Genomic DNA, 14,467 nt, shown 5'->3' with positions numbered 1-14,467 from the left:
GTTTTGCCTTCGTGCCTCCCTTTTCAACCAACACTCCCCCTCACCGCGTCTGCGCGTCTATCCAACGCTTTCCTCCATCACCGATACCCATTGGTGAAAGGCTAAGAAAATTGCTCGTTTGTCAAGCCCCAGATTGAGTGTGACGACTCGATTGACTATTGAGATTTAGAGGGTTTCCGATGATGGATCGACCCTGAGATCCCCGACCCAAAACCTAAAATCATTCCCCGTTCCCCATTCCCCTTGAATTGCGGCACACAACTCATACTGCCTCACCAATGTCCGATACCTAACCCCGCACGTACCGATGGAGATAAGCTAAACCCGCTCCGCCAGACTCCGCAAGGATACTGATGGCTCGATACAGTGCGACGGCACTCAAAATCATCCCTGAAGAAAAATGCTGTTCTAACATCAATAGGGTACTCGCTTCAAAAACCCCCATGCCCCCCGGGGCACCGGGAACGATCAACCCCAGCAGCCATGCCAGACTAAACGCACCGACGATCAGTGGAATTTGTTCGGGGGTAAAGGAACCGACAGCGGAAGCAATCAACAGGAAACCTGCACTGCGCAGAATCACGAACCCTAATTCTCCCAACCACGGGCGCAATGGGTAGCGAGAGATTTCAAATTGTGCGCCCCCCGGTGAGTCGGGTAGCATCTTCGCTTTAGCCTGACTCAAACGTTGGGCGATGGGGTTGAGAATCTGCGGGTGAATGCCAATGGCGACGGTCACAACACTCAAAGCCTGTAGCCCTCGGGTTCCCGACTCAACCCCCAGCAAGCCGATTGCTAGGGCGGAGGCAGCCATCAGTAACGGTTCCATCACCACGCTCAGGGTAGCCGCTTCTAAGGCAATTTCGGTTTCTCGCACCGCCGTAATTCGTTGGTAAAAATGCCATACATTTCCGGGAAGGTACTTGGCAATATTCGTAGTTAAAAAAGTCCGAGTTGCCCAAACCATATCAACGGGTTGGTTAAATTCTTTGAGAATCCAACCCCACACCCAACCCGCCCAACTGTGGGCGACCAAAGTCACGCCAAAAGACAAGCCCAAATACATCCATGCTTGCGAATCGAGTCGGATAGCACTCACCTCATGCCAATTGTGTCTGAGAGCAGTGGCTAAAAAAAAGAGGGTGGCCCCGAGGATGACCCAACGCAAGTAAGGTTTGACCTTGGTTAAAGCTTGCTTCATAAAAGTCCCAGTTGTGGTTAAATGTGTTAGCTTATTTACCATCAACCCGATAAGGGGCTTTTGTTCGAGCATTTTGCGCCACTGATGCGCCCGGCCCGACTAAGCTGAGCATATGATACCCCATCGGTTCGGCCGGGGGTTACCTTTCAAAATTCATACACTATTCATTCAATCGAATTAATAAACGCACATGAGTGTTAGCATCGTTACGGGTGTCGCTGGATTTATTGGGTCTAACCTCGCTCAAACGCTTTTAGAGCAAGGTCATCAAGTCATTGGAATCGATGAATTTAATGATTACTACGACCCGACATTTAAGCGAAATAATGTTTCGGAAATTGAAAAAAATCCGAATTTTAAACTGATTGAGAAGAATATCTTATCAATTGATTGGTCTGAGTTACTCCAAGATGCGGAAGTGGTTTACCATCAAGCCGCACAAGCTGGCGTTCGGGCGAGCTGGGGGGGTGGCTTCCGAGATTATACGGAACGCAATATTAATGCGACCCAAGTGATGCTCGAAGCCGCTAAAGAAGCCCCGAACTTGAAGCGATTGGTGTTTGCTTCGACGTCTTCTGTTTATGGGAATGCTGAAACGTTTCCCACCAGTGAAAAAATTTGCCCCCAACCAGTTTCCCCTTACGGCATTACGAAACTTGCCGCAGAACGGTTGTGTTTGCTTTACCATCAAAACTTCGGCGTTCCGGTGGTGGGATTGCGCTATTTTACGGTTTACGGTCCCCGTCAGCGACCGGATATGGCGTTTCACTTATTCTTTAAGGCCGTACTCGAACAGCAGCCGATTAATATCTACGGTGACGGACAGCAAACGCGAGATTTTACCTTTATCAGCGATGCAGTCGCCGCGAATTTAGCCGCAGCGACTGCACCGGATGCCCCTGGGGAAGTGTTTAATGTTGGTGGTGGCTCTCGGGTGGTTCTCGCAGAAGTGATCGATACGATGGAACAAATTGTCGGCACCCCCATTCAACGCAGTTATGGGGAAAAAGCCCGAGGCGACGCGCGCCATACTTCGGCTGATGTCTCGAAAGCCCAACGGATTTTGGGATACAAACCCCAGGTTTCTCTGCCCGAAGGACTCGCTCGGGAATGGGAATGGATTCAGGGGTTGGGTCGGTATAGCCCCAGCTAGTGGTGATGGGGAGATAAGGGAGAGGGGGAGATAAGGGAGAGGGGGAAGACAAGGGAGAGGGGATTTAGCGTCGCGACTGACCCATTGTCAATTCTCCGTTGGCTGTTCCCTGGCTCCCATTTCCCCGAAGCCTCCCCAAGCTTCCGATATGCCCACGTTCTACAGGTTATGACACCAACAGTTGAGAGTTTGCTCGATCGCGCTCTATCCGGTCGAGATTTGACGCCCCAAGAGGGGGTTATTTTGCTGCGAGCAACGGAACCCGAACACATCGAGGCGATTCGAGAAACGGCCGATCGCTTGCGATACCGGCAGGTGGGGGATACCGTCACCTACGTTATCAATCGCAATATTAATTTCACCAATATTTGCGAGCAGCACTGCAGTTTTTGCGCGTTTCGCCGAGATGAGGGTGAGCAGGGGGCTTATTGGCTTGACGAACGGACGATGCTCGAAAAGTCGGCAGATGCGGTGAGGCGAGGGGCGACGGAAATCTGCATGCAGGGGGGATTGAACCCAAAGGCGAAGATGGGTGGTGCATCGTTGCCTTATTACGTCAATCTGGTGCGATCGATTAAGAATGCGTTTCCCCAACTCCACCTCCACGCTTTCTCTCCCCAAGAAATTCAGTTTATCGCTCGTGAAGATCGTCTCAGTTACGTCCGGGTTATTGAAGCGTTGCAGGAGGCGGGAGTCGGATCTTTACCGGGAACGGCAGCGGAAGTGTTAGTCGATCGAGTTCGTCAGATTATCTGCCCGGAAAAAATCGATACGGCAACCTGGCTCGAAATTGTAGAAACCGCTCATCGCTTGGGAATGCCAACCACGAGTACCATGCTCTGCGGGCATATCGAAACCCCCGAGGAGCAAATCATCCATCTGATGCACCTGCGATCGCTCCAGGAACGAGCCATTTCACAGGCCTATCCGGCTCGCATTACGGAGTTAGTTCTGTTACCCTTTGTAGGAGAAGATGCACCGCCTCCCCTACGCCATCGCGTGGGACGAGACCAACCGGTGTTGGCCGATGTGCTGTTGCTCGGTGCCGTAGCACGGATTTTTTTGGGGAATTGGATCGTCAACCATCAGCCAAGTTGGGTGAAATTGGGATTGGCTGGGGCAACAGAAGCTCTCAAGTGGGGCTGTAACGATATTGGCGGCACGTTGATGGAAGAGCACATCACGACAATGGCCGGAGCGAAAGGGGGGACTTGTATGGAACCCGAAACCCTCCAAGGGGCAATTCGCTCGCTCGAACGATCGGCTCGCCAAAGGGGGACGCTGTACGATCTTGTGGGGAGCGATGGCAACAAAAATTACCGTGATTTTTCTCAATTAGTGGCTAGCTCTCAAAAGTTGAGTTAACTTACGTTAAGGGAAACATCAATTGATGTTTCCATTTGAGAGAAAATACCGTACAAATTTCAAGAGTGAAAATAAATAGTAAATTATTTACATTGGAGGTGTAAAATTTTGCCATCTTTCACTTTTCGCGGTTAAAACTAAAGAGCAAACGTGCATTTTTTGTGAAAAAAGCTACAATCGGAGAGGTCTAAATTAGATCGATCGTCAAAAAATTCAGAGGTGCTTCTGCCCAGCCGGGTGTTTGTGAGGAAGTAGCCTAACCAGACTTAAAGCAAACTGGTAGACAATCCAAAACCAAAACTTTTCAGATATGCTGCCAGAGCGCAAGTCTAAAATATTGTTCACTAACGCGATAAATTGCGTTTAACTTTGAATTGAAGGAGCATGAGGAACGCGGCATGACCCAGGCTAATAATGTACTCGCCACTGTCGATCGCTCGGATGCAACCGCCGTCGATCGCTCGGATGCAGAATTCGAGGTATTTGCACGGGAAGAACTCATCGAGCGAGATGAAGATATACTCCCCGATTCTGCAGAAGAAGTGGATGAAATGGTTGTGGTAGATGATGAGAAAGCGACCAAAGCTCGCTCGTCTCGTCGCAAGACAACAACGAGAAAGAAACACTACACCGAAGATTCGATCCGCTTGTACCTGCAAGAAATCGGTCGAATTCGTTTGTTGCGAGCAGATGAAGAAATCGAATTGGCTCGCTCGATCGAAGACCTTCTCTATCTCGAATCCCTGCGCGAACAGTTAATGGAAGAGCTGGGTCAAGAGCCACGCGGAATTGAATGGGCTAAGCTCGTTTGGATCGCCGATGAGATTCGAGAAGAATTAACGGAAACCACGGGTAAGAAACCTCCAGTCGATGATGATAAGTTTCAAACTCGACTCGAAGAAACTCTCGATAGTCTAGACGCCGAAACGGAAGCGAAATGGAGCGCGGTCGCAGATCGATATCTGGCGCGATTCCGCCATCGCTTGCATAAAGACCGACGAGCGAAAGATAAGATGGTGCAATCCAACCTACGCTTGGTCGTGTCGATTGCCAAAAAATATATGAATCGAGGACTTTCTTTCCAAGATTTGATTCAAGAAGGAAGTCTAGGTTTAATTCGTGCCGCCGAGAAATTCGACCACGAGAAAGGATATAAGTTTTCCACCTACGCAACCTGGTGGATTCGGCAAGCTATTACTCGCGCGATCGCCGATCAATCTCGCACGATTCGGCTTCCGGTTCACCTGTACGAAACCATCTCGCGCATCAAGAAAACCACGAAGCTGCTCTCCCAAGAAATGGGACGCAAGCCTACAGAAGAAGAAATCGCCACTCGCATGGAAATGACCATCGAGAAGCTGCGGTTTATCGCTAAATCAGCCCAGTTACCGATTTCTCTAGAAACTCCCATCGGTAAAGAAGAAGATTCTCGCTTGGGAGACTTCATCGAATCCGACGGCGAAACCCCCGAAGACCAAGTTTCCAAGAGCCTGCTGCGCGAAGACCTCGAAAGCGTTCTCGATACCCTCAGCCCCCGCGAACGGGACGTTTTGAGATTGCGTTACGGTCTTGATGACGGTCGGATGAAAACCCTCGAAGAAATCGGACAAATTTTCAATGTCACCCGCGAGCGGATTCGGCAAATTGAAGCCAAAGCCCTGCGGAAGTTGCGCCACCCCAACCGCAACAGCATTCTCAAAGAGTACATTCGCTAAAGTTTGAGGAGCCAGACTCCGATAACGACGTCAGGTTCGGTCGCAATCGTCCCGATAAATTACCGAGATAATTGACCGGTTCGCTCGCCTGCGACTTAACCTCGACTCGCTATCGAGCTTAATACCCTCACTTAAAATGCGCGATTCAAGACTCTCAGTGTGATTTGAGGGTCTTTTTTATTCTCCGGTTTTTGGGGTGCGACTGGCTGTCGTCGGGCCGGAGGATTTGGTGTCTGAATCGACCGAACCGCGATGCTCCTCATTCAGAGGGTGTTTCCGTCTTTCACTGGGAAAAATCTCACCTTGTGGACTTTAACAAGCTGATAGATCGATACTATAGCGGGGAAGGTGGTGCGTAAATTCGTGCTGCGATCGTCTCGAACTTTGGAGATCTCAAAGAGCGAACTTCCCCCACAATTATTCCATGGCGATTTTATCTGTCCTTATGAAACACCTAAATATCCAGTTCCCGATCGCCTTGGCGATCGCCAGCAGCTCGATCGGCTGGGAAATGATGCGGGTTGAGGCACAATCCAATACCACCTGTTCCAGGGCGAGTATCGTTCGTATCGACGGAATTGACGCGACGTTCGTGCGCAATGGCTTTCGATTCGATGCCTATCGCGGGGCGAATCTTTGTATCGATGATGTCCTCGTTGCTGAAAATAACACGATCGTTCGCGTTCGCTGTGAGGGGGATTTGAGCGATATTCAACGTCGGGTGAACGGCGCGCTGTCGGTACGAGAAATTTGTGGGGCTTCCTCAGGAACGGTTTCTAGCAATCCCCTAGGGACGAACCCATTGGATGCTAATCCATTAAAAGTACAAAGTTCCATTCCTTTTACCCCTCCCAGTTTCAGTCCCTCTGCTCCTTCGAGTCCGAGTACCCTGTACTCTCCAGGCACGAGTTTCCTATCTCCTGCGGGGACGAGCATCTTCTCCACGCCGGAGTTGTCCGCGCCAACCGCCCCAGCGTACAATCCCCCGCCTCTCCTCGAGAGTTATCGACCGCAGATTCAAGAACGATCGATCGGCTACACGCCGATTGAATCTTGCCGCGAATTTTCTGAGTTGCCAGGAAGCAACGATGGGACTCTAGCCTCTTTACCCACTCCAGCCATTCCGTCCTACACGGGTACCCCTTGGGAGACTGGGTATAGCATGACCCACAGCTCGAATGTGACCTGCTCGAACCAGCGCTAATCTGTCGCCACTGCTCAATCTTGAGGATCTCGCTAGAGGTGAGCGGGGGAAGCAAGGGGAGCCGTCTTGAGCGGGGGGAGAAAAAGACTGGTGGGATATCGCACTCCTCATCTAGATGCATACAGCGCATGCCAGTTTTGGATTGGCTCGAATCCTCATGCTTCCCTTATCGAAAAATGGGTGAGAAGCTGATTCTTGATTCAACTCAAGATCGATTTAGCTCTTAAGCAAAACTCACGTTACAGCTAGAACATCAATTTTCGATCGACCGATCGCTTACATTTGGCGGATTTCTCTAACTTGGGTACGTATAGGGGGATAGATGCAGAATTCCTCAATCTCATCCTCGGAAAATTACCGATCGATTGACTCGCCAAGATTGACTGGGTTATTGAGTGTCTCCGCAACTGGAGAACGTTTGAAATCTACTGCACTGTCAATCTCCTCATCATTAATGGGAATGCGAAAGTCAATTGTCCCCCGTTCCGCTGTCACTTCTTACAAAGATCGGTCTTCGATGGCAAATTCCAAACATCTCGCTCGACTCCAGCAAGGGGTCGCATCCTGGAATCAGTTCAGAATTGAAAACCCCAAGTTCCAACCCGATCTCAGTCGCGCCGAGCTGGGTCATTTCGAGCTTCGCGGCATCAATTTAGATGGGGCGAACTTAATGGGAAGTTATTTCGCGCGAGGGAACTTAGAGAGGGCGAGTCTTCGCGGCGCACACCTCATCGGAGCAGATTTTAGCGGTGCGAATTTGCGGGAAATCGATCTGAGGGAGGCTAATTTGAGCGTTGCCCACCTGATGGGTGCCGACTTACGGGAAGCTCGTCTCGATCGCGCCAATCTCAACCGCGCCGATCTCAACCGCGCCGATCTCAACCGCGCCGACTTGAGCGAAGCCACCCTCACCCACGCTCACGCCATCGGCGTTGCTTTTAGCGGTGCCAACCTGATGGGTACGGACTTAAGCGATACTTGTGCGAGCGAGGCAAACTTCATCGGTGCGAACCTGGTGGGGGCGAACTTGACTCAAGCGAACCTGAATGGAACTTACTGTAGTGGTGCCAATCTCAGTGGAGCAAACTTAACGCGCACCAATCTGGGAGGGGCCAACCTGATTGGCGCAAATCTGAGTGCGCTAACCATCCTCGATACGAACTTGAGCGATGTCACCTGTACGGGAGCTTGTATTGATGGCTGGTGCGTTCGTTCTCCCATTTCGCTCTCTGGGGTGACTTGCGATTACATTTATCAGCGCAGCTATTACGATCGCGGCACCCTGCAATATCGCGATCGCCTTCCTCACGATACCGGGCGTCATTTAGCCCCCGGTGAATTGGCTTCGTTTATCGGGCAAGCGATCGAAACCGTGGATTTGTCTTTCGATCGCGGCATTGAGTGGGAAGCCTTTTTTCGCGCCTTCAACGTTCTCCAAAACCAGATGCGAGCAGAACTCGACGGTGCGGAAATTGCCATCCAAGCGATGGAAAAGAAACTTGACGGTACCTTTGCGATTCGGATTGAAGTTCCCCCGGAAACGGATGGGGCAATGGTACAAAATCAGTTTCAGGCACTTTACGATCGCGCGCTGCCAGCTATCGTCGAACGACCCCTAAATCGGGCCACTCCCCTAGACGATCGCCCTTTAACTGACAATCGGCAACACTTTTTAGATTTCACGCAGTTTTTCTCCTCGAATTCTGGCTTCAAACCCGCGCACGATCTGCAGGATGCTCCGAGAACGCAGCCATATAAGCCTCCTGTCCCCTCAACGTTACCGCTCCATTCCAAGGGCAGACACAAGGGATCGACAGTGTCCCGATCTCGCATTTCCCAAAATCCAGACACCACAGAACGCGATCGACTCTTGCAAATTCTCGATCGGGTTTATCCGGCGAATATCCCAGCTCATTATCGCGCCGAGATGGAAGTCGCCGTGGGACGGATTAACCAAGATCCCCTACTCAAAGCTAAAGTCACCGCCTCCCTCTACAGCGGTGGGATTGCTAGCGTGCGATCGCAATGCGACAGTCCCTACATCAGCCTCTTACTGGCGGCTTATGAAGGGTGGCAGGTTGGTTTAAGTAATGACATAGCTGGTTGACGATACAACTCAGAAGCTTGGAAATACCATGGTGAGCGTGAATTCACACCCTTAGCCTGCCGATCGCTTATGACTTAAAAACCTGCCACGCCGCCTCAAAAAAAGCCAACTCGCATTCCATCGCATAGCCGTACGCCGATCGCACGACAGAACTATCTTCAGCATATCGATCGATAAGAGATTCCAACCGTTCCACCAGGGGCTGAAACTCATCACTGCTGTAAGTTTCAATCCAATCCGCGTATCGATGCTGGGGGATGCCATTGCTCGCCAGTTCCTTCCCCAGAAAGCCATACAAACGCATACAGGGTACCATTGCTGCTGCCGTGACCCCCACCTCGTGTTGCCACGCGATCGCCGTTAGAAAGTCAGTATAGCGGCGCGTCACCGTACCGGGTTCGACGGTATCGATGTCGATGCCCCAGTCCCGGGCGTATCCCCGATGCAGGCGCAGTTCCGCCAGCACCCCCGTTGCCAAATCGTGAAAAATCTCAAAACCTTCCCAGTCTGGGGCTTTTGCCGCTGCGATGCTGTATGCCCGAGCAAACGCTTCTAGAAAAAAAGCGTCTTGTCCGACATAATAGGCAAATCGATCGCTCGGTAGAGTTCCCGTGGCAATTCCTCGAACGAAAGGGTGTTGGAGGCAGGCGATCGCAGTGGTTTCGCATGCTTGCCAAAGTGCCTCGGATAGACTCCTCATTTTGTTGTCACCTTATTTAGCTTTTGACGTGTCTCGAATTCCATCTCTCCAATTTGGCTACCGATCGCGCCTCGACTCTTTAGATGTTTTTCGAGGTTTGGCAATCGCGGCAATGATTCTCGTCAACAATCCCGGTAGCTGGAACCACGTCTATCCTCCCCTATTACATGCCGAATGGCACGGATTCACCCCCACGGATTTGGTGTTTCCCGCTTTCCTGTTCATCGTCGGTGTGGCAATGGCATTTTCCTTCGCCAGATATACCCAACGCCGCAGCACAGTGCCAAAGGAAGTGTATTTACGGATTTTTCGTCGATCGGCAATCCTGTTTATCCTCGGGCTATTTCTGAATGGATTCTACACCTACGATTGGGAAACCATTCGCATCATGGGAGTGTTGCAGCGCATCAGCGTGGCTTACCTACTCTCTTCCCTCATCGTTCTCAATCTCTCCGGGCGGCAACAAATTGCTCTAATTGCGGCCATTCTCGTAGGATACCAACTGGCGATGCAACTGATTCCCGTACCGGGTATTGGGGCGGGGAACCTCTCAGCTGAAGGCAATTTTGCTGCATATGTCGATCGCCTCATCCTCGGAACTCAACATCTTCTACGCGGCGGACAGTACGATCCCGAAGGACTCTTCAGTACTCTCCCGGCAGTGGGGACGGTACTACTGGGCTATGCAAGCGGCTGGTGGTTGCGCCGCCAGACGGTGACATCGAGAACGAGCCTGTATTTGAGTATTGCAGGATTGGTTTTCGTCGTGGTGGGGGCGCTGTGGGGACTGATATTTCCGATTAATAAAGCCCTGTGGACGAGTTCTTATGTCGTATTCAGTGCCGGGTGGTGCTTGCTGTTACTCGCCCTTTGCTACCAAGCCATCGACGTACTCGGGTGGCGGCGTTGGGGATTTCCCTTTCGCGTCATGGGACTCAATGCCATTCTTTTATTCGTTGCCTCGGGGTTAGTTGCCCGCATTTTGCTCTACACTCGCATCGGTGGTGGCGAAGATGCTCCCAGTACCTACACTTGGATTTACGAACGTGCTTTTCAATCTTGGGCAGGTGAAACCCCCGGTTCCTTTGCATTTGCGGTGGCGATCGTGGCGGTTTGGTGGCTGGTGGCTTACGGGATGTATCGGCAAGGCTGGTTTCTCAAAGTTTGAATGACGTTAGGTTCTCAATTGGACAGTTGCCGGTGAGGGTGGGTGTGGGATGTAGGGTGTGGAGAAAAGGGGTTTTTACCCTAAAGCTTTTTGAAGTATCTGGCGACTGGAAGCAGCTCGAAACCCGCTTTTTCATAGCTGTGACGTGCCGGTGCGTGACCCTCATCTCCACCCGTTTCAACCATCGCAATCGACATCCGGGCATCTTTCATCCACCTGAGAGCGAACTCTATTAACGCCGTGCCAATACCGCGACCTTGAAAATCCGGATCGACCGCAACCATATAGATTTCACCCATGCTATCTTCAGAGTGTAATTTGACCGCGACAAAGCCCACTATCAAACCCGCTTCCACTGCAACCCAGACATTTATGTCTTCTGCAGTGCAGACATCCTCAACAGCCTTTTGCTGGCTCGCGCGCCAATTCTCCGGGTAGAATGCCTGGTAAACATCCGCATTCATGATTTTCTGAATTGAATCAAAAACCGGAGTCCACGCTCGCAGGGAAAGACGAACGATCGCATCGCGGTGATTGGAAGCATACGGTTCAATCTGCATTTCGGTAGTACTCCAAAACGTCGGTGCGCACCTTTTCCCCTTTCTCCCTTTTCCAACAGAAGTCTACTTCTACTGTTCTAGCTGTTCGATTTGCTGTTCTCGTTCGGAATTGCGATCGGTGGGTTCGACCCAATCCGGTAACAATCCCACGACGAACGATCGACTCTGACGACTGGCATTTTTCACCGGTTCTGGAAGAAAGCCTAATTTATCGCCCGCGGAGATAAATAGAATAGTGACGACAACAACGGGAAAAATGAGTTTTTGATAGTCCATGGCAATTTCCTCACGAATCTTGGGGTGAAAGTTGGAGATTCTCTACCATCGTCGAGACTGTTGGCCCAGAGTTGGGATATATCGATGAAACGGCCGAGACACGATCGCGATCGAATTTTAGCAAATCTCCATTCACAAGGAAGGGTGTGGGGTGTGGGGTGTGGGGTGTAGGGGAAGAACAAATTGGAAAAGGGGGATGGGGAACAACATCGCAGCTCACCCATTGTCAATTGTCCATTGTCCATTGCCCCCAAAGCCCCTTCTAACGCACCTCAGCAATAGCGGGACGACGATCGATCCACGGTGCAACTCGTTCTAGCTGGGCGGCAACGGCAAGCAGAGTAGCTTCGTCTGCGGGTTGACCCACCAGTTGCACCCCAAGGGGCAAACCATTGTCATCGAACCCGGCTGGTAGGGAAATCGCTGGTTGTCCGGTGGCATTGAAGGGGGGACAGGGAACGATCCAGTCGATGATTTTTTGCAGGGTTGCTTCTGGAGGTAAATCCGCCCATTCCCCAACTTTAATGGTGGAGTGCAAATAAGTGGGCGTTACGAGCAAGTCAATCCCTTCAAACTGGGCAACGATTTGACGAGACTGCATGTGCAACTTCGTTTTCGCCCGGACGAACCCGCCAACATCGACGGCATTTTCGGCGTTCCAACGATTCATGGGACTCAAAATTTCTGGAGGAATGCCGAGGGTGGCGACATTCGTTTGCCAAATGGCGGTAAACGCTTCGGTGATATCCCGAGCGTCGAGGGTGCGCGGTTCGACGATATGACCGAGGGCTTCGAGATGACCTAGGGTTTCCTTAACTGCGGCTTCTAGATGTGGGGTGGCTTTGCCCAAACCGGGAAATTCGGTGGCGAAACCCACGCGCAGAGACCCCAACGGTTTGCGCGTGGCATCGAGGAAGGATCTCTCGGGGTCGGGCAACCAGTAGGGATCGCCGGTGACGTAACCGGACATCACATCCAGCATTGCCGCCGCATCAGCAACCGTTCGGGCAATGGGACCGTTGGCGGCCATTCCCATAAACTGTTCCCCGACTGGGGCGCTGGATATCCGACCGCGTGAGGGTTTGAGACCTACCACGCCGCAACAAGCCGCCGGTCCGCGCACGGAACCACCTCCATCGGAACCCTGAGCGATGGGGCACAATCCAGCGGCGACGGCCGCTGCTGCCCCCCCACTCGAACCACCGGGAGTATAGTCTAAATTCCAGGGATTGCGGGCGGGGGCAAAGCCAGGGGGTTCGGTGTAGGGAAAGGAACCGATTTGGGAGGTGGCAGTTTTGCCGAGGATGACGAAACCGGCTTGTTTGAGGCGGGCGACGACTTGGGTATCGTGTCCGGCAATTTCGTTACGCAGGGCGGCGATTCCTCGACTCCAGGGCATATCTTTAACAGCACTGAGGTCTTTGATGGAAATGGGAACGCCGAAGAAGGGGGGCAGTTGACTGAGGTCTTCGGTATTAGCGAGTTGTTCGGTTTTGGCTTTGGCATCGGCGATCGCCATCTCGGCAGCAACGCTAAAATAACTCCCGAGGCGATCGTTGAGGCGATCGATTCGATCGAGATAAACTTCGGCTAATTCCAGTGGGGAAACGGTTTTCGAGCGAATGAGCTTGGCTTGTTCGAGGGCCGGTAAAAATGCCAGATCGAGTTCGTTCATGGGTCTGCTTTGATAAGTATTTCGTCTGTCTAGTGTGGTTTGCGGTTAGTGTTGCGGTCTCGATCCCAAGCCATTAGATATCGCAGGCGCGCGCCGGTATCATGACAAATTTTCAGTCATGGGGAATAGGGAATGGGGAACATTTAATTGAAAATAATTCTCTTCTCCCTTGTCTCCCTTGTCCCCTTCAACGATTACAAAAACATCCGATTGAGAAATCCACGTAATAATTTGCGTCCTTGGGGTTCTCGATAGTCTCGGGGTAACAACTCTTCGATCGCCTCACCCAGGGCAACGGTTGCCGCTGTCACTTGGCTGGCTTTGGGACGTTTGCTGGGGGGAAAGCGCAACGGAGTGCCGATCCGGATGATGAGTTCTTTGCGCAGATACAAATTTTTCGTCCCCACCAATGCCACCGGCACGATCGGGACTCCCCCCCGCAGGGCGTAGGTCAGCGCCCCTCGCTTCAAGGGTAACAGCTGCCCTTCCGTCATGCCCAATTTGCCTTCGGGAAACAACATCAAGCTATCTCCACCGGCAAAAATACTTTGAACGATGCGATCGATTTGCCGCAACATTTCGATGGATTTACCATCGGGAACGTCTCGATCGATATTCGCGGCTAACTCTGCCAAATCCTCCCGTCCGGATTTTGCCCCTGCCATGACCGCCAGTTCTTCTTTCCACCGTCGGTACAGGGGAATGACCCCTTGGGATAAGGCGAGAAAAAATCGCTTCCAACGGCGATTATATAGGGAGCGGGCATCCCCCAAAATGTAAGTGTAGGGGGCGGCTGGTAGTTCTCCGAGCAGCAGTAGGGGGTCGATATGGTTGAGGTGGTTGGCAGTAAGCAGAAAGGGTTCGGCGGGCAAATTTTCGGGATTTTCCACTCGCACGCGGAACAACAGGCGCACGCACCCTTGCAGGACTCTGCGCCTGATGCGACCGCTCATTCGACCGTCGGATCTCCCTTCGACTCGGTCTTGCAAGCGATCGAACGCGCGTTCGATCGCTTGGCATACTCGACGATCGCTCGCCGCTTCCCAACCTTCTCGGGCCCGCTGAATCAGTTCTGGCGTGAGGGGTGGGAGTTCGGGGGTTGAGCTGGAAATCGGGATGGGAGGCTTGGATAGAGTAGAAGTCACGATCGGAATTTAGCGAGTTCGTTTACCTTCCTAGCCTATCGACTGGTGCGATCGCTCTGTGAGGGGTGGGATACACTTTTGCAATCGGGACACGGGAACGGTCACGTTCGATCGTGTTCGATCGGGGTAAGCGCAAGGCAACCGCAACCGTTTTAAATCGCTAAACTGTCCTGGCTGTAATAAATCGAGGATTTTCGC

At 51.9% G+C, this 14,467-nt stretch carries 12 protein-coding genes; 6 read left to right on the top strand and 6 right to left on the bottom strand.

What is annotated here, in order from left to right; all coding sequences use genetic code 11:
* Positions 1–289: 289 nt before the first annotated feature.
* The gene (locus AC2215_RS07250; protein ID WP_486809297.1) at positions 290–1,201 is read right to left on the bottom strand and encodes a UPF0104 family protein; all 912 of its coding nucleotides are present in this window, start codon (positions 1,199–1,201) and stop codon (positions 290–292) included.
* Between the two features lie 190 nt (positions 1,202–1,391).
* On the opposite strand from AC2215_RS07250, the gene AC2215_RS07245 reads away from it, so the two are divergent.
* The 5 genes from AC2215_RS07245 to AC2215_RS07225 all read left to right on the top strand — a co-directional run bounded on the left by AC2215_RS07245 (position 1,392) and on the right by AC2215_RS07225 (position 8,745).
* Positions 1,392–2,354, top strand: coding sequence for an NAD-dependent epimerase/dehydratase family protein (locus tag AC2215_RS07245; RefSeq protein WP_486809296.1), 963 nt, complete (start codon positions 1,392–1,394; stop codon positions 2,352–2,354).
* Between the two features lie 168 nt (positions 2,355–2,522).
* Positions 2,523–3,719: a 7,8-didemethyl-8-hydroxy-5-deazariboflavin synthase subunit CofH gene (gene cofH, locus AC2215_RS07240; RefSeq protein ID WP_486809295.1), complete on the top strand. Its 1,197-nt coding sequence runs from the start codon at positions 2,523–2,525 to the stop codon at positions 3,717–3,719.
* Positions 3,720–4,117: 398 nt separating this feature from the next.
* Positions 4,118–5,434 (top strand): RNA polymerase sigma factor RpoD, encoded by a 1,317-nt coding sequence (rpoD, locus tag AC2215_RS07235; protein WP_486809294.1) that lies wholly within the window; start codon positions 4,118–4,120, stop codon positions 5,432–5,434.
* Positions 5,435–5,879: 445 nt separating this feature from the next.
* The gene (locus AC2215_RS07230; protein ID WP_486809293.1) at positions 5,880–6,638 is read left to right on the top strand and encodes a hypothetical protein; all 759 of its coding nucleotides are present in this window, start codon (positions 5,880–5,882) and stop codon (positions 6,636–6,638) included.
* A gap of 517 nt (positions 6,639–7,155) precedes the next feature.
* Positions 7,156–8,745: a pentapeptide repeat-containing protein gene (locus AC2215_RS07225; protein ID WP_486809292.1), complete on the top strand. Its 1,590-nt coding sequence runs from the start codon at positions 7,156–7,158 to the stop codon at positions 8,743–8,745.
* Positions 8,746–8,812: 67 nt separating this feature from the next.
* Here the strand turns inward: AC2215_RS07225 and AC2215_RS07220 are convergent, their stop codons facing one another.
* Positions 8,813–9,445: a TenA family protein gene (locus tag AC2215_RS07220; RefSeq protein ID WP_486809291.1), complete on the bottom strand. Its 633-nt coding sequence runs from the start codon at positions 9,443–9,445 to the stop codon at positions 8,813–8,815.
* Between the two features lie 28 nt (positions 9,446–9,473).
* Between AC2215_RS07220 and AC2215_RS07215 the strand changes: the two genes are divergently transcribed.
* Positions 9,474–10,613: an acyltransferase family protein gene (locus AC2215_RS07215; RefSeq protein ID WP_486809290.1), complete on the top strand. Its 1,140-nt coding sequence runs from the start codon at positions 9,474–9,476 to the stop codon at positions 10,611–10,613.
* Positions 10,614–10,693: 80 nt separating this feature from the next.
* Here the strand turns inward: AC2215_RS07215 and AC2215_RS07210 are convergent, their stop codons facing one another.
* From AC2215_RS07210 to AC2215_RS07195, 4 genes are all read right to left on the bottom strand, one after another.
* Positions 10,694–11,173 carry a GNAT family N-acetyltransferase gene (locus AC2215_RS07210; RefSeq protein ID WP_486809289.1) on the bottom strand — a complete coding sequence of 160 codons (480 nt, stop codon included), beginning with the start codon at positions 11,171–11,173 and terminating at the stop codon, positions 10,694–10,696.
* A 69-nt stretch (positions 11,174–11,242) separates the two neighbouring features.
* Entirely contained in the window at positions 11,243–11,449 is a 207-nt protein-coding gene (locus AC2215_RS07205; RefSeq protein ID WP_486809288.1) for a hypothetical protein, read from the bottom strand.
* A gap of 262 nt (positions 11,450–11,711) precedes the next feature.
* Positions 11,712–13,124 (bottom strand): amidase, encoded by a 1,413-nt coding sequence (locus AC2215_RS07200; protein WP_486809287.1) that lies wholly within the window; start codon positions 13,122–13,124, stop codon positions 11,712–11,714.
* A 194-nt stretch (positions 13,125–13,318) separates the two neighbouring features.
* Positions 13,319–14,269 (bottom strand): lysophospholipid acyltransferase family protein, encoded by a 951-nt coding sequence (locus AC2215_RS07195; protein ID WP_486809286.1) that lies wholly within the window; start codon positions 14,267–14,269, stop codon positions 13,319–13,321.
* Positions 14,270–14,467: the final 198 nt, after the last annotated feature.

It is taken from the genome of Zarconia sp., assembly GCF_057467645.1.
The sequence above is the reverse complement of the archived record's forward strand: the minus strand, read 5'-3'. Positions and strand labels throughout refer to the sequence as shown.